Source organism: Phytobacter sp. SCO41, assembly GCF_003073275.1.
Lineage (GTDB): Bacteria > Pseudomonadota > Gammaproteobacteria > Enterobacterales > Enterobacteriaceae > Phytobacter > Phytobacter diazotrophicus.
The window spans coordinates 2521155-2541878 of sequence record NZ_CP027225.1 but is presented as its reverse complement, the minus strand read 5'-3'; the positions used below and the strand labels follow the sequence as shown (position 1 = coordinate 2541878).

Below are 20724 nucleotides of genomic sequence, written 5' to 3'. Positions count from 1 at the left end.
GTAGCCGATGACCACACAATATGGATTTTATATCGACTCCGCGCGCTGCACCGGCTGCAAAACCTGTGAGCTGGCGTGTAAGGATTACAAGAATTTAACGCCGGATGTCAGCTTCCGCCGCATTTACGAATACGCGGGGGGAGACTGGCAAGAGGATAACGGCGTCTGGCACCAGAACGTTTTCGCCTATTACCTCTCCATCGCCTGTAACCACTGCGAGGATCCGGCCTGTACCAAAGTCTGCCCCAGCGGGGCGATGCACAAACGCGAAGATGGCTTTGTGGTGGTGGACGAAGATATCTGCATCGGCTGTCGTTACTGCCATATGGCCTGTCCGTACGGCGCGCCGCAGTTCAACGCCGAAAAAGGCCATATGACCAAATGCGACGGCTGCTACAGTCGTGTCGCCGAGGGGCATAAGCCGATTTGCGTGGAATCCTGCCCGCTGCGTGCGCTGGACTTCGGTCCCATTGAAGAGCTGCGTAAAAAATACGGTGAGCTGGCGGCTGTCGCCCCGCTCCCGGCGTCGCACTTCACGAAGCCGTGCATCGTGATTAAACCTAACGCCAACAGCCGCCCGACAGGGGATACCACCGGCTATCTGGCAAACCCGCGGGAGGTGTGAGATGGGTAACGGATGGCATGAATGGCCGCTGGTGCTGTTCACGGTATTAGGGCAATGCGTGGCAGGTGGCCTTATCGTCACCGGGATGGGCTGGATGGCGGCGAAAAACGATGCGCCCGGACAGCAGCGAATTACGCGGAGCATGTTCTTTCTTTGGGTGTTAATGGGCATCGGCTTTATCGCCTCTATGATGCACCTCGGTTCACCGATGCGCGCGCTGAACTCACTCAACCGGGTGGGCGCCTCTGCGTTAAGTAACGAAATCGCCGCTGGCTCGATTTTCTTCGCCGTAGGCGGCTTCTGGTGGCTGGTGACAGTGCTGGGTAAAATGCCGGCTACGCTGGGCAAAATCTGGCTGGTGGTCAGCATGGTGCTGGGCGTAGTATTTGTATGGGCTATGAGTCGTGTCTATCAGATTGATACGGTACCCACCTGGCATAACGGATACACCACCGCCGGGTTCTTCCTCACGATGCTACTCGGTGGCCCGCTACTGGCGGCATTGCTGCTGCGTCTGGCGCACGTCACGTTCAATGGCGCGACCTTCGCCTCGCTGAGCGTGGTGGCGCTGCTGGCAAGCCTCGGTCTGGTGATTCTGCAAGGGATGAGCCTTGCCGGGATCCACAGTTCCGTGCAGCAGGCCAGCATGCTGGTGCCAGCCTGGAGTGAAATGCAGGTCTGGCGCATGGTCCTGCTGGCCGCGGGTCTCGGCTGTTGGCTCTGTCCGTTGATCATGCGAAAACAGCCACGTGCTGTCAGCCTGCTTGCCGGTGTCATACTGGTGGTTGCAGGCGAACTGGTGGGGCGCGGTCTGTTCTATGGGTTACATATGACTGTCGGTATGGCGGTTGCAGGTTAAGCAGAGATTCAGGGAACGTAATGACTGACACTTTTTACACAGCCGATTTCGCCTTTTCGGCACGCATTCTGGGGGCGCTGTTTTACTACCCGCCGGAAAGTGAACAGACGCAGGCGCTGATCGCCGCATTCCGCCAGGGGGAATGGCAAACCCAATGGCCGCTGGCGCCGGAGGCGTTGACTCCGCTCGTGCCGTTATTTTGCGCAGAAAGCAATGAAACAATTCCCGAGGCCTGGCAACGGCTGTTCATCGGCCCGTGGGCGCTGCCTGCGCCGCCCTGGGGATCCGTCTGGCTGGATAAAGAAAGCGTACTCTTTGGCGACTCCACGCTGGAGCTTCGCCAGTGGATGCGTGACAACCACATCGTCTGGGAGGCCAGTCAGAATGAGCCGGAAGATCATTTTGGCACTCTGCTGATGCTGGCAGCCTGGCTTGTTGAGAATCAGCGCTACGCCACCTGTGATGAGCTGCTTGCCTGGCATCTTCTGCCCTGGGCCGGACGCTTTCTTGAGATTTTTGTAGCGGAAGCCCGTCACCCGTTCTGGCAGGCGGCGGGCAGGCTTGCCCGGTTAACACTAAGCGACTGGCAGAACCGTTTATTAATGCCGGTTGCCCAAAAGGCGTTATCGCGTTAATCCCTGCCAATGCGCCCTTAAGGTGACAACGTCACTTTAAGGGCGCATTTTTAAGACAATTCTTTAGTTCCCCTCTTAGCCGTTATCCCATCAGCGATAGCGTAAATCCTCCGCAAAATCCGCAGGTTAAAAGATTCGCGCCAAACTGGAATCCTTCCCAGGTGCTTGCTATAGCTCAAATACCCTGCCGAACATGGCATAACAACACGCAACTCTCCGTTGCCATAACGCATGCACACAGGGAGACACACTGCAATGCACACTTCCGCACTCTCACGCGCCCTGCTGTTTATCGCGGCTATCGCCGTCGTACTGGCGCTCCTGGTTTGGGGTATTGGTCTGGATACAATCAGAGCCCGCCAGGTGGATTTGGTCTATCTCGGGCAACAACACTTGATACTGGTGTTCAGCTCTATGTTCTTTGCTCTGCTGGTCGGTATTCCCAGCGGGATTGCGCTTAGCCGCCCGGCTGCGCGCGGTGTCGCCGAATACGTGATGCAGATTTTTAACGTCGGTAACACGCTGCCACCGCTGGCCGTACTCGCACTGGCGATGGTCATCATCGGGATTGGTGATAAACCCGCCATTATCGCCCTTTTTCTGGCCTCACTGCTGCCCATTGTGCGTAACACCTATGCGGGGCTCTGCTCGGTTCCGGCATCGCTGCTGGAAGCCGCGAACGGCATCGGTATGACCAAATGGCAACGGCTGTATCAGGTGGAGTTGCCCAATGCATTGCCGGTTATCCTCTCCGGAGTGCGTATCGCCACAGCCATCAACGTGGGTACCGCGCCGCTGGCCTTTTTAATCGGCGCCAGCAGTTATGGCGAGCTGATCTTCCCGGGTATCTATCTGAACGATTTCCCGACCTTGATTCTGGGTGCGGCGGCAACCGCGCTGTTTGCCCTGATTCTGGACACGCTGCTGGCGGCGCTGGGGCGTTTTCTGAGCCCTCACTCAGCCTGAACCCAATAATAAGAAAAGGAATCCCTATGAGACTGACTTCACGCCTGTTGGGGCTATTGAGTGCCACGCTGCTTTTTACGGCAAGCGTGCATGCCGCCCCACTGATTCTGGCGACCAAAAGCTTCACTGAGCAGCATATTCTCTCGGCCCTGACGGTGCAGTATCTGCAAAAGAAAGGGTTTCAAGTGCAGCCACAAACCAACATTGCCACGGTGATTTCCCGTAATGCGATGATCAATAAACAGGTTGATATGACGTGGGAATATACCGGCACCTCGCTGATTATCTTCAATCATATTAAAGAGCGTATGACGCCGGAACAGTCTTACGAAACGGTAAAACGGCTGGATGCAAAACATGGCCTGGTGTGGTTAAAACCTGCCGATATGAACAATACCTACGCCTTTGCGATGCAGCGTAAACGCGCCGAGGCCGAGCATATCAATACCATGTCTGACATGGTGGCGAAGATTGAGCAGATTCGAAAAACCGATCCTAAACACAACTGGATGCTGGGGCTGGATCTCGAATTCTCCGGGCGTAGCGACGGTATGAAACCCTTCCAGCAGGCCTATAACCTTGAGCTGGACAGGCCGCAAATCCGTCAGATGGACCCCGGGCTGGTCTATAACGCTGTCCGTGATGGCTTCGTCGATGCCGGTCTGGTTTACACGACGGATGGTCGGGTAAAAGGCTTCGATTTGAAAGTGCTGAAAGATGATAAAGGCTTCTTCCCCAGCTATGCCGTGACGCCGGTGGTGCGTAAAGACACGCTGGAGGCCAATCCGGGGCTGGAAGAGGCGCTTAATACGCTTTCTGGTCTGCTCAACAACGACGTCATCATGACGCTCAACGCAAAAGTCGATATTGACCATCAGACGCCACAGCAGGTGGCGCACGACTTCCTGCGTGAGAAAGGTCTGCTGTAAGGAGCGCCTATGGATACGATTCACTACATGATGGATAACTGGAGCTATCTGGCAATGCTCACCTTCCAGCACCTCTGGCTGGTGCTGCTTGCGGTCGGTCTGGCAATTGTGACGGGTGTGCCGCTGGGGATCCTTATCGTAAGGCATAAATGGCTGGCAACGCCCGTGCTGGGGCTGGCAACGATTGTGCTGACCATCCCGTCGATTGCCTTATTCGGCCTGATGATCCCGCTTTTCTCGCTGATCGGCCAGGGGATTGGCGCCCTGCCCGCTATCACCGCCGTCTTCCTCTACTCCTTGCTGCCGATTGTGCGTAATACCCATACCGCGCTGGACAGTCTGCCTCCTGGCCTGCGTGAAGCCGGGCGCGGCATTGGCATGACCTTCTGGCAACGTCTGCGCTGGGTAGAGATTCCCATGGCGCTGCCAGTGATTTTCGGCGGTATCCGTACTGCGGTGGTGATGAATATTGGCGTTATGGCCATCGCGGCGGTCATTGGCGCAGGCGGCCTGGGGCTACTGTTGCTCAATGGTATCGGCGGCAGCGATATCCGCATGTTAATTGCCGGGGCGCTGATGATCTGTTTACTGGCCATTGTGCTCGACTGGTTACTGCATCGCTTGCAGGTGGTTCTGACACCGAAGGGGATTCGATAATGATAAAACTGGAAAATTTAACTAAACAATTCACCCAGAAAAACGGCCAGACCGTGAAGGCCGTCGACAATATCAACCTGCACGTGCCGCAAGGTGAAATGTGCGTACTGTTGGGCCCGTCCGGCTGCGGCAAAACGACCACGCTTAAGATGATTAACCGCCTGATTATGCCCAGCAGCGGTAAGATCCTGGTCAATGACAAAGATACCAGCGACATGGATACTGTCAGCCTGCGTCGTAATCTGGGCTATGTTATCCAGCAGATCGGCCTGTTTCCCAATATGACCATTGAAGAGAACATTACCGTGGTGCCGCGCATGCTGGGCTGGGATAAAAACCGCTGTAAGCGTCGTGCCGAAGAGTTAATGGATATGGTGGCGCTGGATGCGAAAAAATTTCTTCACCGCTATCCGCGTGAGATGTCCGGCGGTCAGCAGCAGCGTATCGGGGTGATTCGCGCACTGGCGGCGGATCCGCCGGTCCTGCTGATGGATGAACCGTTCGGCGCGGTCGATCCCATTAACCGCGAGGTTATCCAGAATCAGTTTCTGGAGATGCAGCGCACGCTGAAAAAGACCGTCATGCTGGTCAGCCACGATATAGATGAAGCGTTAAAGCTGGGGGACCGGATTGCGGTGTTCCGCCAGGGGCGTATTGTGCAATGCGCCAGCCCGGATGAGTTACTGGCCAAACCGGCGAACGAGTTTGTCGGCTCTTTTGTCGGCCAGGACCGTACATTGAAACGTCTGCTGCTGGTTTCCGCAGGTGATGTCACCGACCAACAGCCGACGCTGACGGTACGTGAGTCGACGGCGGCTCAGGAAGCGTTCGCGATGATGGACGATAACGATATTCGCGCGATTACCGTGGTGGATGGCGACGGTAAACCGCTGGGTTTTGTGAAGCGTCGCGAAGCGCGTGGCGCGCAGGGCGATTGCGCCGGACTGCTGCATCCGTTCCGTATCACCGGGAAAGCTGAGGATAATCTGCGCGTGGTATTGTCGAAGTTGTACGAGAGTAATACCAGTTGGATGCCGATTGTTGATGAAGCCGGGCGCTACAACGGGGAGATTTCACAGGATTATATTGCAGATTATTTAAGCTCCGGCAAAACACGCCGGGTGCTGAATATTCACAGCGATGCCTGACCCCGGCTGGCGCGACGCTTAGCCGGGCTACGTATGAGGTATGTGCCGCACCAAACGCGTAGTCCGAATCAGGCGCTTGCGCCGCCATCCGGGTCTGGCTGCCGGTTTACGCCAATACACGCTCGGCGGCCAGCATCCCTTTCGCCATCTGCAAATTGATATACTGCGCGAGGTCGCGCTGTTCGGCACGCGGTAGATAAGGTAACTCACCCACCAGCGGCGCAGGCAACTTGCGGCTGAGAACATTAATAATTTCAGCGTAATGCGCAAGCCCTGGGTTAATGCGGTTAGCCACCCAGCCAATCAGCGGCAGACCATCGCTGGCAATCGCCTGAGCGGTCAACAGCGCATGGTTGATACACCCTTCCTGTATCCCGACCACCATCAACACGCCCATTTGCTCTTGCACAACCCATTCGGAAAGCGGACGCAGATCGTTCATCAGGCTACGCCAGCCGCCCGTCCCTTCCACCACCACATGATCAACCTGCTCGCACAGGCTGGCCAGGCCATTGGACAACAGGGTGTAATTAATCGCAGAACTGTGCGCCACGCTACTTTCATCTTCGCTAAACGCAATGGGATTGACAGCAGAATACGGTAAATCAATTGAAGACACGCTTTGCAGCACCAGCGCGTCTTTATTGCGCAGGCCTTCCGGCGTCTCTTTACTCCCTTTAGCGACTGGCTTGTAACCCGCGACGGTACTGCCGCAAGCGGCCAGCGCCTGTAGCAGCGCGCGGGACACCACTGTCTTGCCGACAGACGTATCAGTACCCGTTACAAAGAAACGCTTAAGCATCGCTAACTCCACCGTTATGCTACGAAAATATAAATCAGGAAAATAATTCAGTAGCGAAAGTCTACGTTAGGGATGCGGTGTTCAGCTTGAGATAGCGCAATTTTTAGTAGAACAGTGTAAAAATGTTACCCCTGCAACAAACGAATCAACAAAGATCCGTTATACATCGCGTCTTTCACCAGTGCCGCACCTGCCATAGTGCCCTGATTGGTGAATTGTGTGCTTTCGACGGCGATATGTTTGCTGTAGGCGGGCAGCGCCTGCTGGCGAATGCAATCAGCAATCGCCGGGAAGAGGATATCCGCCGCCTTACTGAGCGGCGAACCAATGAGAATTTTTTGCGGATTGAATAAATTCACCATGATGGCGAGAATGCGACCAACATTCGCCCCCACGCCACTGATAATGTCTTTCGCCAGCAAATCGCCCTGTTGAGCCGCTTCACATAACGACTCTACCGTCAGCGGCTGTTGATGCAACATCGAGCTCATGGACTGGCTCATGCGTAGCTGCGCCAGTTCCAGCACACTCTCCACGCTGGCAATGGTTTCCAGACACCCATGATTACCGCAGTAGCAGCGCTTACCGTATGGGTCGACCTGCGTATGGCCGATCTCCACCAGGCTACTGCTACCTGCATGAAGCAGGCGACCATCGGTAATAACCCCGGCCCCAACGTTATGGTCGATGACCACCTGGATAACATCACGCGCCCCGCGCGACGCGCCAAACAGCGCCTCTGCCATGGTCCACGCGCTGATATCATGCTGCACATAGACCGGCACACCGGTGTGCTGTTCCAGCATTTCCCCCAACGGCATATCTTTGACGTCTTCATAAAACGGCATGCGGTGCACAATGCCATGTTCCGTGTCGATAATCCCCGGCAAGGTGATAGCAATGGCGGTTAACCGCTCTAGCTTCTGCTGATGGCGGATAAAGAACTGATCGATATGAACAATGATGCGCTGCAGCAACGGTTTTTCGTCGGTCAGCGGAAGCTCCTGACGCTCTTCCACCACCAGTTTGCTGCTTAAATCGCGTAAAGAGAGGAAGATCTCCCCGCGACTGATGCGCAGCGAGAGATAATGCCAGGCTTCGGTCTCCACCACCAGCCCAACGGCGGGCCGCCCGCGGCTTCCCGGCTCCTGAATTTCGGTCTCCTGCACCAGGTGCGCTTCAAGCATTTCCCGCACAATCTTGGTAATACTGGCCGGCGCAAGCTGCGCCAGACGTGACAGATCGATGCGCGACACCGGGCCAAGCTGATCAATAAGGCGGTAGACAGCCCCTGCATTGGTCTGCTTAATCTGATCAATATGCCCAGGCTGACTATCAGCAACCACCTCTTACTCCCTTTATTTTTGAGCTCGAAATAAACTTTGGGATATGGTGAAGCACTTCAATAGTCGCCGTCAAATATTTACGTAGGCTTGTGATTTACCGCACGTTTTGCGGGCGTATACTGGCCACTTTTTATGCATTCGCCGCAGAAATGAGTTGCTGCCTGAAACGCTGTGCCGCTGTTCCCTGTTCATGATGCTTTGCCCATACGAGCCACATTTCCGATACCGCATCCGTTTCCAGGATCGGTACCCAACGCATTTCTGTCAGTTGCACGCGCCGAAATGAGGCAGGCAGAATCGACACCCCAAGTCCTGCCGCCACCAGCCCAATAATGGTCATCGCCTCCCCCACTTCCTGGGTAATCGACGGCGTCAGGTTATAACGGCGCAACAACCCAAGAATATCGTCATACAACCCGGTTCCCACATGTGGGTCGAAAAAGACAAACGGCTCCCGCGCCAGCTCGGCCAGCGATACGCCGCTTTTCGCGGCTAAAGGGTGATCGCGATGAATCATCGCCAGCAGCGGCTCGCGCAAAATCACCTGCCAGGCCAGCGTGTCAGGCAGCAAGGTATTGCGCATCAATCCAAGGTCAAGCTTGCCCTCATTGAGCGGGGCTATTTGCTCACGAGTATTGATTTCCCGGGTCTGGATATGCACATCCGGGTAAGACTGGCGAAACGACGACAGGGTGTCAGACACTGCGCTAATAAACGGTGCCGATGAGGTAAAGCCAATGCGCAAATCGCCGGTTTCCCCCTGATGCAGGCGGGACGCCCGGCTAACGGCATCATCTACCTGGCTTAATATCTGCCGACTGTCTGCCAGAAACTGTCGGCCTGCGGGCGTCAGCGATACGCTGCGGTTGGTACGCGCCAGTAGCTTCGCGCCGATTTGCTGCTCAAGGATTTGGATTTGTTGGCTCAGCGGCGGCTGGGAAATATTTAACCGCGCCGCCGCATGACCAAAATGCAGCTCTTCGGCGACAGCAATAAAATAACGGAGATGGCGAAGCTCGATATTCATATTTTAAACATATCATTTGAGATTATTAATATATTAGACAGAACAATGGCCGTTTCATACCCTTAAATACATCCCCGCCTGACCGGGATGTAAACTTAAGGATTTCAAGTGAGCCGTACAACTACCGTTGACACTCTTCCGGCAAGTGGTGTCGATGAAAATAATCGTTCTTTGCCGACACAATTTATTAAACGTGGTACCCCCCAATTTATGCGCGTCACCCTGGCGCTCTTCTCCGCCGGACTGGCTACCTTCGCCCTGCTTTATTGTGTACAGCCTATTTTGCCGGTGCTGTCGCAGGAGTTCGGCGTCTCCCCGGCAAACAGCAGTATTTCACTCTCTATCTCTACCGCCATGCTGGCCATCGGTCTGTTATTTACCGGACCGTTATCAGACGCGGTTGGCCGTAAGAAAGTGATGGTGACGGCATTGTTGCTGGCCTCATGCTGTACGCTGCTTTCAACGCTGATGACCAGTTGGCACGGCATTCTGATTATGCGTGCCCTGATTGGGCTGTCACTGAGCGGAGTTGCCGCCGTGGGCATGACCTACCTTAGTGAAGAGATCCATCCCAGCTTTGTCGCCTTTTCCATGGGGCTGTACATTAGCGGTAACTCGATTGGCGGCATGAGCGGACGCCTTATTAGCGGCGTGTTCACTGATTTTTTTAACTGGCGTATCGCGCTGGCGGCAATTGGCTGTTTTGCACTGGCTTCCGCGTTAATGTTCTGGCGTATTTTGCCGGAATCTCGTCATTTCCGTCCGAGTTCGCTACGCCCGCGCACCCTGTTCATTAATTTTCGCCTGCACTGGCGCGATAAAGGATTGCCCTTATTATTCCTTGAGGGTTTCCTGTTAATGGGCTCGTTCGTTACCCTGTTTAATTACATTGGTTATCGGTTAATGCAGTCGCCGTGGTTTTTAAGCCAGGCGGTGGTGGGGTTACTTTCCGTCGCCTATTTAACCGGCACCTGGAGTTCGCCACGCGCCGGAGCAATGACCGCCAAATATGGTCGTGGGCCGGTGATGGTCGCCTCGATTGCAATTATGCTTTCCGGTCTTTTATTAACGTTACTTCCTTCACTGTGGGCGATCTTTATCGGTATGCTGCTTTTTACTGCCGGTTTCTTTGCTTCCCACTCCGTCGCCAGTAGCTGGATTGGCCCACGCGCGCGCCGCGCCAAAGGGCAGGCTTCATCGCTGTATTTATTCAGCTATTATCTGGGTTCAAGTATTGCGGGTACGCTCGGTGGTGTGTTCTGGCATAACTATGGCTGGAACGGTGTGGGCGGCTTTATTGCGCTGATGCTGTTACTGGCGTTATTTGTCGGCAGCAGACTGCATCGCCGCTTACGCTAAAGCGGTACGAGTTAACATAGAGCCCCGGTCTATTTTCGGGGCTTTTGCTCTGTGCCCTGGCAGATCAGAACATCCCCAGTATCGACGATGCCCCTAAAAGTTCACGTACTGCGTCAAGCACCATAAGAGCAAATAAGATCCACACAAAGGGATTCATCATTTAGGCTTTAGGGTTGATTCAACGTATATCACCTGCGACTTTTTCATTATGGTTCAGTTGGTAATGTCCTATCATAACCCGACGAATAATCTTGTTTGTCCATTGATAAGCGCCTGAATCTCTGTACTCTCATTCATATCGTTCCGAACCCGCTTGCAGAGGCAATATGGATAACAATCAAAACTATCAATCCCTTACCCGCACCTTCACGCGCCTGAGCCGTTTTCAGCACCTCTCCGCCATCGCCGGATGGGACATGTTCGCCATGATGCCGCCGGGGGGCAGCACCGCCCGTGGTGAGGCGCTGGCTGAACTGGGGGTGCTACAGCACCAAATCCTGACCGACAAAAAGGTGGGTGACTGGCTGCGCAATGCACTTCAAGAAGAACTTAATGATGTGGAGCAGGCCAACCTGCGCGAGATGACGCGCCAGTACCAGCAGGCCGCGCTGCTGCCGGAATCACTGGTGGAGGCCAAAGCACTGGCGGGCAGCAAGTGCGAACATGCCTGGCGCACTCAGCGTCCGGCAAATGACTGGGCCGGGTTCAGCGCAAATCTGAAAGAGGTAGTAAAACTCAGCCGCGAAGAGGCGAAGATCCGCGCCCAGGCAAAAGGCTGCTCACCGTATGACGCGCTGCTGGATATTTTCGAACCGGACATGACCAGCGCCCGCCTGGACGTCCTGTTCGCCGATCTAAAATCCTGGCTCCCGGACCTGCTGCAGCGCGTGGTTGACAAGCAATCGCGTGAAACGCTGATTGCCCCCGTCGGCCCGTTCCCGGTCGCCACCCAGCGCGAACTGGGGCTGGAAGCCATGACGCTACTCGGTTTCGATTTTAACGCCGGGCGTCTCGACGTCAGCGCGCATCCGTTCTGCGGCGGCGTGCCGGAAGATGTCCGCATCACCACCCGTTATGATGAAAATGAACTGCTGAGTGCGCTGTTTGGCGTGGTGCATGAAACCGGGCACGCCCGCTATGAGCAAAACCTGCCGCGTCAGTGGCTGGGGCAGCCGGTCGCGCTGGCGCGTTCTACCGCCATCCATGAGTCGCAAAGTCTGTTTTTTGAAATGCAGCTTGGCCGCAGCGAAGCCTTCCTGAAACGTCTGCTGCCCGCGATTATTCAACATTTCGGCGCACAACCCGCGTTTGAAGAAAGTAACTTCATCGCCTGGAACCAGCGCGTTAAACCCGGTTTTATCCGCGTCGATGCCGATGAAGTCAGCTATCCGGCCCATGTGATCCTGCGTTATGAAATTGAGCGAGCATTGATTAACGGCGAGATAGAGGTGGACGATATCCCCGCCCTGTGGAATGAAAAAATGCAGGCATGGCTGGGCTTGTCCACCGAAGGTAACTACCGTAACGGCTGTATGCAGGATATCCACTGGACGGACGGCGGGTTTGGCTACTTCCCGTCGTATACGCTTGGCGCGATGTATGCCGCTCAGCTTTTCCAGGCCGCGCGAAATGCCCTGCCAGGGCTGGGCGAAGCTATTGCGCAAGGTGATTTTTCCGCACTGTTTGACTGGCTGCGGCAGAATATCTGGCAGCACGGCAGCCGTTTCTCCACCTCGCAGTTGATCGAACAGGCCACTGGCGAGGCGCTGAACAGCCGCTATTTCCGCCAGCATTTAACGGCGCGTTATTTGTAATCATCCCCGGCACAGTTCACGCACCGCGCGCTGAACTGTGCCAGCCCCTCACTTTGAAAGGCAAAAATATGGTTGTGCTTCACCCCATGTCTGAAACGGAATTCGCAGGCTTTCTGGCCTATTTTATTCCCGACTATGCTGCGGAGATTGCCGCTAATTATCACCTCTCCCAGGATGCGGCGTTGGCGCAGGCAAAACGGGAAATTGCCACCAGCCTGCCCGACGGTGTGAAAACGCAAGGTCAAAGCCTGAAAAGCATCGTGCATACAGATAACGGCAGCGAAGTGCTGATTGGCTATTTATGGTACCGGGCGAATGGGGAGGATCAATCGGCATTTATTTATGACTTTTACCTCCTGCCCGCGTTTCGCGGTAAAGGGCTCGGTAGCCGCGCGATGCAAAGTCTGGAGGCTCTGCTGGCAGGCGAAGGTATCCGGCAAATCAAATTACGCGTCGCCGCCGAAAATGCGCATGCCAAAAAAGTCTATGAAGCGAATGGCTACCAGGTCACCGGCTATAACATGAATAAATTGCTTTGAATCATGCCGGGGGGGACTCTGTACTGGCTTTCAGCCCCCCTTTCTGGCTTTATTCGTACAATAACGATGACGTCCACCTTGCGGGTGTACCTTGATCAACTGATAACAATAAAACTAACCCTCTGAAAATAAACACTTTCATCATCTAACAAAGACTACGTTCTGCGCCCCCCGCCTCGTTTGTACATCCCGTTACACGCCGAAACCAATCACTCACGGAAAGAGATCATCGCTGTCGGTATAGTCTCTTCAACGGCCCCGCAGTGGGGTTGAACAATGAAACCAAATTCGAGGATATCAGAATGAAAAAAGTATTAGCTCTGGTTGTTGCCGCTGCTATGGGTCTGTCTTCTGTTGCGTTCGCTGCTGATACCGCAGCCACAACTGCAGCTCCGGCTACCACCACCACTACTGCTGCTCCGGCCGCTGCACCTGCTGCTGCCCCGGCTAAAACCACGCATGCGAAAAAAGTTCACAAGAAAAAAACCGTTGCACAGAAAGCTCAGGCCGCTAAGAAAAAACACCACAAAAAAGCAGCAGCTAAACCAGCTGTAGAGCAGAAAGCTCAGGCTGCTAAGAAAAAACACCACAAAAAAGCAGCGGCTAAACCGGCTGTAGAGCAGAAAGCTCAGGCTGCTAAAAAACACCATAAAAAACACGTAAAACACACTGCAACTAAACCAGCTGCTCAACCGGCTGCATAAGTTACCGTGTAATACCCCGCCTGCTGTACAGGCTGAGTAAATCGTCGGCGCTGAACCCTGAGGTGAAGCGCCGTTTTTCTCTGGAGGGCCTATGCTGCGACGTTATCGTTTCGAGTTCATCCTGTTAATGCTGATTGTCTGCGCGCTCATTGCCCTTCGGCTTTTTCTTTCCTGATGTAGCACGCTGATTTTACTCCCACTTTTTTCTCGCCCCGTCTATAGTTTATAAACTTGGGTTCACATTTAATAATCATAATTACCCCACCAGAGTGTGATATGCGAAAAACCGTTGTGCTATTGCTGGGATCGTTTTTTCTCTTTTCTGCTTACGGACATGCCGACGATGGTGATGATGACACCATTGATGCGGCTCAGATCAAGACGCTGTTCTTTGGTCATGATGATCGCGTTCGCGTGACCACTCCGACCCGCTCCCCCTGGGATGCGATTGGGCAACTGGAAACAGCAAGCGGTAATTTATGTACCGCGACGCTTATTTCGCCTCACCTGGCCTTAACCGCCGGGCATTGTCTGTTGACGCCGCCGAACGGCAAACCGGATAAAGCGGTAGCGCTGCGGTTTGTTTCGCAGAAAGGAACCTGGCGTTATGAAATCCACGGCATCGAAGGGCGCGTCGATCCGTCGCTGGGTAAAAGGTTGAAACCCGATGGCGATGGCTGGATCGTGCCGTCATCCGCGGCACCTTGGGATTTTGGGCTGGTTGTGCTGCGCAACCCGCCATCCGGCATTACGCCGTTACCGCTGTTTGTGGGTGATAAAGCGGCGCTGACGGATGCGCTCAAAGTGGCAGAGCGCAAAGTGACGCAGTCGGGTTATCCGGCCGATCATCTGGACACGCTCTACAGCCACGAAAACTGCGTTGTTACCGGCTGGGCGCAAAACAGCGTTCTGTCGCATCAATGCGACACGCTGCCCGGCGACAGCGGCTCGCCGTTGATGCTGAAAACCGCCGAAGGCTGGCAGCTTATTGCGGTCCAGAGTTCAGCCCCGGCCGCCAAAGATCGCTGGCGCGCCGACAACCGGGCCATTTCGGTGACCGGTTTTCGTGACAAACTCGAAGCGCTGGCAAAAGAGTAAAATCAGCCCTGCCGCAGATGACGAAAATGCAAAATGTCGTCCAGCGGCATGGGTTCGCTAAACCAGTAGCCTTGTAACTGGTCGCAACCGGCCAATCGTAGCATCTTCATCTGCTTTTCATTTTCCACGCCTTCGGCCACCACCATCATTCCCAGCGCACTGGCGATACGAATTGTGCCGCTCACCAGCGCCGAGGCTTGTTCATCATCATCTACCAGCCCGGCCAGGGATTTATCAATTTTGATCGTTTCAAAATTAAAGCGTCTCAGGTAGCCGATACTGGAGTATCCGGTACCAAAATCGTCCAATGCGACCGACATGCCCAGCGCTTTCAGGGTGGTAATAGCGATATGTGCGCGCTCCGGATTTTCCACTACATAGGTTTCGGTCACTTCCAGTTGCAGACGTGCTGGCGGGAAGCGCGTACTTTTCAGCACCTTCGCCACCTTATCTTCAAAATCCGGGTCGCGAAATTGCGCCGGGGAGATATTTACCGACAATTTTAAATCGCTATACGCCTGCAGATCGTTACAGGCACGACGCAGAACAAATTGCCCCAGTTCGTAAATCAGGCCACTAGTTTCCGCAATCACAATAAAATCATCGGGTTTAAGTTCGCCACCCGGGCGGCGCGGCCAGCGGACAAGTGCTTCGACGCCAACCATCGCCAAGCTACGCGCATCCACAATGGGCTGATACCAGACATCGAATTCATCGCGTTCCATACCGTTACGGATATCATTTTCAATCAGCAACTGCCGCTCGCGAGCACTGTTCAGCGCCGCATCGTAATGCGTGATGCGCCCTTTGCCGATACTTTTTGAGTGATACATGGCGATATCGGCACGGCGGAAAAGCTCAGTACTGGTGCACTCCACCAGCGTGCCGCTGGCGATGCCAATACTGGCGCCAATATGGATCGTCCGCTCTCCCACCTGGATGGGGTTATTCAGATACGCCAGCACGTGCCCGGCAAATCTCGCGGTCTGCTCCTCTGCCCAGGGGCCGCCAATGGTCATGGCAAACTCATCGCCCCCCATCCGCGCCAGCATCCCCTGCGTCGGCACTTTCTCCCGTAACGTCTGGGCGATGGTTCTGATCAGGCGGTCCCCCACGTCATGCCCGTAAATGTCGTTCACATCCTTGAACCCATCAAGATCGACAAAGGCGACGCTCATCATACTGGTGTCGCCCCGCGCGGCGAGTTTATCGAGATGTTCAATCAGGGCGCGGCGATTAGGCAGGTGGCTCAGCCAGTCGGTTAAGGCAATCCGACGGGCAATATTTTCCCCTTTCGCCAGCTTATACAACCCGGCGCTGCTCAGGAGAATAAACAGGAGGATCAATCCCGATGCCAGCAGGGCGATTTGACGAATATTGGCAGAGGCCGCCTCGGCAGCTTCCGCGCCCGGCAGGCGCCGTGACCAGTCTAACCAGCCCAGCACCTCCCCCGCCGAACTTTCCAGCGGCACGGCGAATTCATCCGGCTTCTGCTCCGTGAACGCTAAATCGGCTATCTGGAAGGTATCGCCCAGCTCTTTAAGGATTTGTGTATTCAGGTGGCGGGTAATCACCAGATAACGCCGGGTATTATCATTAACCGCTAAATTACCCACCATCGGGCGGACAAGGCCTATCCCTATAAATGCGGTGCCGCTGCGGGTACGGGTAATCCCGGCATAAATGTCATTACTGGAAATCAGTGAAGCCGAATTATTACGGATGAGCGCCTGTAAACCCTTGCCAAAAAAATCGAGCGAATGTTCCGTAAATGTGGCGCTGTGAAACGCTCCCCATAAGACGTTGAAGTTTTCATCAAGAATAAAGGTGCCGTCATAGAGATTATTGACTTTAAATCCCTCACCCCAGGTTTTGTAGAGCCATTGTGTATCAAGCTGTGGGCGATACGCTTCCCGCACCGCGTCATCCCAGACGGCGTTATCAATGACCAGCGAGCGCACGCGATTTACCGAGGTCTGAATCGCCCCCTGCACGGACAGTACGGTGCGGTGTTCATCAATTTCGTTGGCTTTGCTACTGATCAGATGTAATGAAAGGTAGAGCAGCGCAACGATAGAAAAAATAAGCCCAATCCCTGCCAGGAAGATCATGACGAACAGGGTTTTGGCATTCGGGATATTCCGCCAGCTAAATGGGTTCAACATGCACTGCCCCCTCTATCCTTAACAGGAAAAACAGCCAGTTGAGGACTTCCGTTAACTAAGCGTAATACAGTCGGTGGATTTCGCTGCCTCTGATTCGGGCAGCGATCACATCAGGCGAGTTTTATTAGTATCATACCCACAATCAGTAAGATAACCCCCATCCAGCCTTTATTATTCAGGCGCTGGCCGAAGAGGATCCAGCCCGCCGCCAGGGTCGCGGCAATGCCGAACCCACCCCAGAGCGCGTAAGCTACTGACAAATCTATCCCTTTTACTGCCTGAGACAGCGCAGCAAAGGCACCAAGCACCGCCACCAGCGAGCCAATTCCGTATAATTTATGGCGAAAACCGGCTGAAAATTTAAGGAAAATATTGCCGACGATCTCCAGCACAATGGCCACCGCCAGCCAGGCGCCGTGAACCCACTCAAACTGTTGCATTGCGGCGCTCCTGCGGCGTCTTAGCCGCTTTCTGGGTGCCCGATTTGATAAGCACAATCCCGACCACCAACGTCATCAGCCCGGCAATTTTCATCGGGGAGAGCGCTTCATCAAACAACACAACGCTAAACAGGGTGATCAATAAAATACCGATCCCCTCCCACAGGGCGTAGGCCACCCCGAGGGCAATCTTTTTAACCGCGAATGATAATAAAATATATGACAGTGCAATCATCACCAGCATCAGAATAAAACCGGCGTGTCCGTTGGTCACACTTGCCCACTTCATTGATAATGTGCCGGTTATTTCAGCCACAATGGCCAGCGCTAATAATATCCAGTAAATCATCATGCTTCTCCTGCTTGAGAATATAATTCTGCAGGGTTCTTCCCTAACGGAAAACCCGGTGCGTAAAAAATGAAAGTCGCGTGATTTACGCGAACCTAAGCAGAGAGAAAAGGACTATAGCGCCGAGCGCCAGTGTTGTTCGCCGGAAAGCAGAAAGACAGAAGAAGTAAGACGGGAAAAGCCAGAGATGAACGTCCTGAACAAATTATCCATAAAATTACAATATCCGCACATTGCTTCTCATCGCGGCGGAACGATTGTCCTCAGTAGTAAAACACGCTCTATTTCTACCACAGGCCCTGTTTTTCCTCAAATTCTTTTCACTTCTTTACCTGTGCTCACCAGGTTTGTGGAAATGGCATCACAGCCGCCGGTGAAAAATATCGGCGGCGGCAATACAAATTATTGTTCCGATTTCATTGCCAGCGCACGGTCTTCGGCGAGTAAATTCCACGATGCAATAAACAGCCCGGCAATCATTGGCCCCAGCACAAAACCGTTAATGCCAAAGAATTGCAACCCGCCAAGCGTAGTCAGCAAAATTAAATAATCGGGCATCCGGGTATCTTTGCCGACTAATAATGGCCGCAGGATATTATCAGCCAGCCCGACCACCACGACAAAATAGAGCGTCATCATTGTACCGGTGATAATTTCCCCGGTGGAGAAGAGAAAAATAGCCGCCGGAACCCAGATAAGCGCCGTACCCACCGCCGGGATCAGCGACATGAATGCCATCAGCGACCCCCACAACAGGCTGCCGTTAATGCCGGAAAACCAGAAGCCGAAGCCTCCCAGTGCCCCCTGCACAATTGCTACCACCAGTGTCCCTTTCACCGTGGCGCGGGAGACGCTGGCAAATTTATGGAACAGGCGGCGTTTGATTTTATCCGTCAGCGGAATAGCCGTAAATATTCTGCGAACCAGCCGGGAGCCGTCTTTCAGTAAAAAGAACAGCAGATAGACCATCAGACAGAAACTGACGGTAATACTCAGGGTATTTTTACCAATAATCACCGCGCTGCCCGCCAGATATCGCCCGGAGCTCAGCGCCACACCGGATAATTTTTCGCGAATGGCACCAACAGAGTCAAAGTCATTTTCACGTAAATATCCCTGCGCCCAGCCGGGCAGATAACTAATACTGTCAGTAAAGAGTTGTGGTAAATCCGTGGCGTTATTTTGCAACCGTTGATAAAGCGCATTAATTTCCGCAATCAGTGACGTAACAATAATCATTAATGGAATAAAAACCAACACGCAGATAAGCAGTACGGTCAGCAACGAAGCAATACCGTCACGCCCCCGTAACCAGGCGGATAATTTCACCCGCAGCGGATAAAAAATAAGCGCCAGAATAACAGCCCAGATAATGGCTGCATAGTACGGCTGGATCAGGCTAAAAAACGCCACACTGACCAGCAACAACAGAACGATAAAAAAGAAATTATGGGTTTTCAATGCCGTCATTTTCGCCATCCAATGGTTAAACTGCTGCTAAGTGTAGTGGCTGGACCAGTGAATGTAAAAAACGTCCGCCGCCGCGAAATAATAAAATAGCGTTTTTTCCCTTATTATTCTCATGGTTGCCTGCGGCCAGACGAGGGCCAGAAATACCCGAGTCGCGCATTTTTTCATCATCCAACAAAAATCCTTGTGTCATCAATCTCTTCACAAAAATCGCAGCGAGGCGGCTTGATCGGTACTCCTTTTTGGCGATACTGTATATATAAACAGTAATATATAAAAACAGTCATCATGGATGTATCAGCGGCGAAAGCCTCACCTTTATCAGGACGTCTACAGGTTTGTCAGGCAGCCTTATGCCTGCCATTACGTGGGAGCGACATGCAATGACAACCAGCGCTTTTCCCAGCCCGGCGGCCGATTACATCGAAGGCGCGATCGACCTGGTGGCACACTTGATTAGCCACCCGTCCGCAACCTATGTGCTGCGCACCGCCAGCGATGCCATGTGCGGCGCGGCGATCCTGCCCGGATCCTTACTGTTGGTGGACAGCAGCCTGCAACCGGCGGATGGCGATATCGTCGTCGCCCGCCTGCTGAGCGGTTTTACCGTCCGGCGTTTACGCCTCTCACCGCCGCGCCTGGTGGCAGAGAACGAAAACTATCGCACGGTATACGTTGATGAGGAGGAAGGCGCGCATATTGTGGGCGTCGTCACCACTATCATCACGACGCCCCGGCGCACCCTGCACGTGCGCGCAGCCAGCGTGCGGGGGTGAAGATGCGGTCACACCAGGCGGATACCGGCGTCGATAAAAAAGAGCCCTCCGGTACAGCCACGGGCGTCATCGGAGGCGACAAACAGCGCCATGGCGGCAACGTCCCGGCCTTCAAGGGTGATATCCAGCGACTGCATGGCCTGGATCTCCTTTTCGGATTCCGGCGTGCGCCACAGCGCCTGCTGACGCGGGGTGGAAATCGCCCCCGGTACGATGCAGTTAACGCGAATGCCCGATGGCCCCAGTTCGCGCGCCAGCGTCTGGCTTAGCCCAACAATCGCCGCCTTTGACGTGGTGTAACCGGACATGCCCGGTCTGCCCTTCATAAAGCTGGTGGAGCTGGTCAGAATGATGTTGCCGCCCTCGCCTTTTTGCATCAGCGCGGCAACGGCCTGGCTGGCAAAGAATTGGTGATCAAGATTCACCGCCAGGCTCTCGCGCCAGGCCTCCGGTTCCACCGTGAAGGTATCGGTCCGGTCGTCACGGGCGGCGTTATTGATCAGCACATCAATGCGGCCTTCCTGGGCGGCAATGTTGTTGATTGCCTCGCGCAACGCGGCAATATTTCGCACATCGACCGGATGAAAACAGGCGCCTCGAGCCTGTGCCAGCGCACTCCCCGCCGTCATATCGATATCCAGAAAATGTACCCGGCTCTCCTGCTGGCGAAACGCCGTCACCAGATCCGCGCCAATCCCGCTGGCCCCGCCGGTGATCACCACCACTTTGTTTTGCAAACTCCCGTAACGGGTATAACGATGTTCGGTCATCTTTCTGTCCCATCTGGCGCCAGTAACGCCTGCATTATAGAACCGCCGAGGGTAGCGCGTTTGACGCCAGGCCGATAAGCAATGGTTGCGCCCGCCTGTCGCGCACCTCCCCCTGGGTTAAGGTGACATGCCCATGAGTTTTGACATTAAGTGACAACGTCACGTGACACATCTACAGGCGCGGTTGCGGCAGTGACTTTTTGACAGGCGGCATCATTAATCCATCGACGCCAAAGACAATCGCTT

The 20724-nt window shown here is 54.3% G+C and carries 23 protein-coding genes; 13 read left to right on the top strand and 10 right to left on the bottom strand.

Annotated features, from left to right (window positions below):
* Positions 1–7 precede the first annotated feature (7 nt).
* The 7 genes from C5523_RS12460 (at position 8) to osmV (ending at position 5819) form a co-directional block, all read left to right on the top strand.
* On the top strand, positions 8–625 hold the full coding sequence (locus C5523_RS12460; RefSeq protein ID WP_079498197.1) for a DMSO/selenate family reductase complex B subunit: 618 nt from the start codon (positions 8–10) through the stop codon (positions 623–625).
* Position 626: 1 nt separating this feature from the next.
* Positions 627–1484 (top strand): dimethyl sulfoxide reductase anchor subunit family protein, encoded by an 858-nt coding sequence (locus C5523_RS12455; protein ID WP_108701217.1) that lies wholly within the window; start codon positions 627–629, stop codon positions 1482–1484.
* A 20-nt stretch (positions 1485–1504) separates the two neighbouring features.
* On the top strand, positions 1505–2119 hold the full coding sequence (dmsD, locus tag C5523_RS12450; RefSeq protein WP_108701216.1) for a Tat proofreading chaperone DmsD: 615 nt from the start codon (positions 1505–1507) through the stop codon (positions 2117–2119).
* Between the two features lie 255 nt (positions 2120–2374).
* Positions 2375–3085, top strand: a complete 711-nt coding sequence (gene osmY, locus C5523_RS12445) for an osmoprotectant ABC transporter permease OsmY (RefSeq protein WP_108701215.1) — start codon at positions 2375–2377, stop codon at positions 3083–3085.
* A 26-nt stretch (positions 3086–3111) separates the two neighbouring features.
* Positions 3112–4014, top strand: coding sequence for an osmoprotectant ABC transporter substrate-binding protein OsmX (gene osmX / locus C5523_RS12440; protein ID WP_071195528.1), 903 nt, complete (start codon positions 3112–3114; stop codon positions 4012–4014).
* Between the two features lie 9 nt (positions 4015–4023).
* The gene (osmW, locus tag C5523_RS12435) at positions 4024–4671 is read left to right on the top strand and encodes an osmoprotectant ABC transporter permease OsmW (protein WP_039078848.1); all 648 of its coding nucleotides are present in this window, start codon (positions 4024–4026) and stop codon (positions 4669–4671) included.
* Complete coding sequence (osmV, locus tag C5523_RS12430; RefSeq protein WP_071195527.1) at positions 4671–5819, top strand: osmoprotectant ABC transporter ATP-binding protein OsmV; 1149 nt, start codon at positions 4671–4673, stop codon at positions 5817–5819. The genes osmW and osmV overlap by 1 nt, the downstream gene beginning before the upstream one ends.
* A gap of 106 nt (positions 5820–5925) precedes the next feature.
* Here osmV and bioD read toward each other — a convergent pair whose 3' ends face one another.
* The 3 genes from bioD to C5523_RS12415 all read right to left on the bottom strand — a co-directional run bounded on the left by bioD (position 5926) and on the right by C5523_RS12415 (position 8994).
* The gene (gene bioD / locus C5523_RS12425; RefSeq protein ID WP_039078846.1) at positions 5926–6621 is read right to left on the bottom strand and encodes a dethiobiotin synthase; all 696 of its coding nucleotides are present in this window, start codon (positions 6619–6621) and stop codon (positions 5926–5928) included.
* Positions 6622–6746: 125 nt separating this feature from the next.
* On the bottom strand, positions 6747–7967 hold the full coding sequence (gene mlc / locus C5523_RS12420) for a sugar metabolism global transcriptional regulator Mlc (RefSeq protein WP_039078845.1): 1221 nt from the start codon (positions 7965–7967) through the stop codon (positions 6747–6749).
* 130 nt (positions 7968–8097) lie between these two features.
* Positions 8098–8994: a LysR family transcriptional regulator gene (locus tag C5523_RS12415; RefSeq protein ID WP_079498191.1), complete on the bottom strand. Its 897-nt coding sequence runs from the start codon at positions 8992–8994 to the stop codon at positions 8098–8100.
* A gap of 108 nt (positions 8995–9102) precedes the next feature.
* Here C5523_RS12415 and C5523_RS12410 point away from each other — a divergent pair, with 108 nt between their 5' ends.
* Entirely contained in the window at positions 9103–10353 is a 1251-nt protein-coding gene (locus C5523_RS12410) for an MFS transporter (RefSeq protein WP_039078843.1), read from the top strand.
* Between the two features lie 64 nt (positions 10354–10417).
* Here C5523_RS12410 and C5523_RS27990 read toward each other — a convergent pair whose 3' ends face one another.
* Positions 10418–10477 carry a KPN_01571 family protein gene (locus C5523_RS27990; protein WP_369944944.1) on the bottom strand — a complete coding sequence of 20 codons (60 nt, stop codon included), beginning with the start codon at positions 10475–10477 and terminating at the stop codon, positions 10418–10420.
* 202 nt (positions 10478–10679) lie between these two features.
* Here C5523_RS27990 and C5523_RS12405 point away from each other — a divergent pair, with 202 nt between their 5' ends.
* The 4 genes from C5523_RS12405 to C5523_RS12390 all read left to right on the top strand — a co-directional run bounded on the left by C5523_RS12405 (position 10680) and on the right by C5523_RS12390 (position 14508).
* Complete coding sequence (locus C5523_RS12405) at positions 10680–12167, top strand: carboxypeptidase M32 (RefSeq protein ID WP_108701214.1); 1488 nt, start codon at positions 10680–10682, stop codon at positions 12165–12167.
* Between the two features lie 68 nt (positions 12168–12235).
* Complete coding sequence (locus C5523_RS12400) at positions 12236–12706, top strand: GNAT family N-acetyltransferase (RefSeq protein ID WP_172960890.1); 471 nt, start codon at positions 12236–12238, stop codon at positions 12704–12706.
* A 302-nt stretch (positions 12707–13008) separates the two neighbouring features.
* A complete protein-coding gene (asr, locus tag C5523_RS12395; RefSeq protein ID WP_039078840.1) occupies positions 13009–13410 on the top strand; it encodes an acid resistance repetitive basic protein Asr in 402 nt (133 codons plus the stop codon).
* 276 nt (positions 13411–13686) lie between these two features.
* Positions 13687–14508, top strand: coding sequence for a serine protease (locus C5523_RS12390; RefSeq protein WP_108701213.1), 822 nt, complete (start codon positions 13687–13689; stop codon positions 14506–14508).
* A 2-nt stretch (positions 14509–14510) separates the two neighbouring features.
* Here C5523_RS12390 and C5523_RS12385 read toward each other — a convergent pair whose 3' ends face one another.
* The 5 genes from C5523_RS12385 to C5523_RS27405 form a co-directional block, all read right to left on the bottom strand.
* Positions 14511–16673: a bifunctional diguanylate cyclase/phosphodiesterase gene (locus C5523_RS12385; RefSeq protein WP_108701212.1), complete on the bottom strand. Its 2163-nt coding sequence runs from the start codon at positions 16671–16673 to the stop codon at positions 14511–14513.
* Between the two features lie 110 nt (positions 16674–16783).
* Entirely contained in the window at positions 16784–17113 is a 330-nt protein-coding gene (mdtI, locus tag C5523_RS12380; RefSeq protein WP_071195520.1) for a multidrug/spermidine efflux SMR transporter subunit MdtI, read from the bottom strand.
* Positions 17100–17462: a multidrug/spermidine efflux SMR transporter subunit MdtJ gene (gene mdtJ, locus C5523_RS12375; RefSeq protein ID WP_039078836.1), complete on the bottom strand. Its 363-nt coding sequence runs from the start codon at positions 17460–17462 to the stop codon at positions 17100–17102. Before mdtJ ends, mdtI begins: the two co-directional genes overlap by 14 nt.
* Before the next feature lie 402 nt (positions 17463–17864).
* The gene (locus C5523_RS12370) at positions 17865–18932 is read right to left on the bottom strand and encodes an AI-2E family transporter (protein WP_039078864.1); all 1068 of its coding nucleotides are present in this window, start codon (positions 18930–18932) and stop codon (positions 17865–17867) included.
* Between the two features lie 16 nt (positions 18933–18948).
* Positions 18949–19125 carry a hypothetical protein gene (locus C5523_RS27405; protein WP_172960889.1) on the bottom strand — a complete coding sequence of 59 codons (177 nt, stop codon included), beginning with the start codon at positions 19123–19125 and terminating at the stop codon, positions 18949–18951.
* 145 nt (positions 19126–19270) lie between these two features.
* On the opposite strand from C5523_RS27405, the gene umuD reads away from it, so the two are divergent.
* Complete coding sequence (gene umuD, locus C5523_RS12365) at positions 19271–19708, top strand: translesion error-prone DNA polymerase V autoproteolytic subunit (protein WP_223878784.1); 438 nt, start codon at positions 19271–19273, stop codon at positions 19706–19708.
* 8 nt (positions 19709–19716) lie between these two features.
* On the opposite strand, the gene C5523_RS12360 is transcribed toward umuD, so the two are convergent.
* Positions 19717–20478 carry an SDR family NAD(P)-dependent oxidoreductase gene (locus C5523_RS12360; protein WP_039078835.1) on the bottom strand — a complete coding sequence of 254 codons (762 nt, stop codon included), beginning with the start codon at positions 20476–20478 and terminating at the stop codon, positions 19717–19719.
* Positions 20479–20724: the final 246 nt, after the last annotated feature.